Raw genomic sequence first — 1,064 nt, forward strand, 5'->3', positions numbered from 1 at the left:
GGCAATTTTATATGCTGGTGCATTAAGGTCTTCAAGTAAATCAACTGCAGTACGGTCAAATGGTGAGCTAAAAATCGTAATATCTAAAGCACGCGCGTGATCAAAAAGCGGTTTATGCCACTCCCATGGCATTTGTGCTTTTTGGTAAAGCTCATATAGAGACTGCCCATCCCATAAACCACCACGAATCATGAATTCTTCGTTTTGGCTATTTAATGTAATAGTGTCAGCACTATATGTTTGCAATTTAATTGCATCAGCACCACAGCGCTTAGCTTCTTCAATAATCTTGAGTGCCGTTTCTAAACGCCCGTTATGGTTCGCAGAAAGCTCAGCAATTACATACGGTGGAAAGTCTGTACCGATATCACGATTATTAATTGTAATTTTTTTGCTCATCTCATTTACCCTCTAGCCATTCTGTTCGCAACAAACCAAATTGATATATATCAAATTCGCCTCGCTGATCTTTAAAATGTTTTCTCAACAAACCTTCTTGGATAAAACCCATTTTTTTATGAAAATTTAAAGACCTATCATTAAATGATAAGACCTGACCAAAAACTTTTTCTAAACCAAGTTTATTAAATGCATGATTCAGTGCAACGTTGCCCAACAGCTGTCCCATTCCTTTTTCAGCATCGGGTTTTATATAGAAACCCCATTCATAAGCTGTACTATTTGGGATCATAACAAAGGAGATGTACCCCTGTGGTTGCTGCTGATATTCAAAAATATAAAATAATCGATCAGTTCTATTCTTGTTCCGCTCAAACCAAGCGAAATGGTCACTTAAAGTAATAATATCCGAGTTAACCATCCATTTACGAATGTCATCATGGTTGCGCCATTGCAGTACCATTTCTAGATCATCATGATTAAGGAGTCTAAGCTGAGCATTCTTTTGATCTAACATTCCTTAAATTCCTCAGAAAAAATGGTTTGCAAGAGCAAATCTACACCTATACCATCGGTAATGGATAAAGCTTTTTGATGCATAAATTGCAATTGTCCCTGATTAAACTGTTGTAATGCCCATAATAACTTTTCATGAATCTCTGTTT

General features: G+C 36.6%; 2 protein-coding genes. Both read right to left on the minus strand.

From position 1 onward, the window contains the following. Positions 1-399: N-acetylneuraminate synthase family protein (locus VXQ92_RS20860; RefSeq protein WP_416683055.1), on the minus strand; the 399-nt coding region annotated here is incomplete at its 3' end. Position 400: 1 nt separating this feature from the next. Then, positions 401-916, minus strand: coding sequence for a UDP-4-amino-4,6-dideoxy-N-acetyl-beta-L-altrosamine N-acetyltransferase (gene pseH, locus VXQ92_RS20865; RefSeq protein WP_086267422.1), 516 nt, complete (start codon positions 914-916; stop codon positions 401-403). Positions 917-1,064: the final 148 nt, after the last annotated feature.

The organism is Acinetobacter sp. 228, from assembly GCF_048147885.1.

Bases quoted from the DNA above. Each gene is read 5' to 3' on its own strand.
- pseH (WP_086267422.1), bottom strand. From the start codon at position 916: ATGTTAGATCAAAAGAATGCTCAGCTTAGACTCCTTAATCATGATGAT.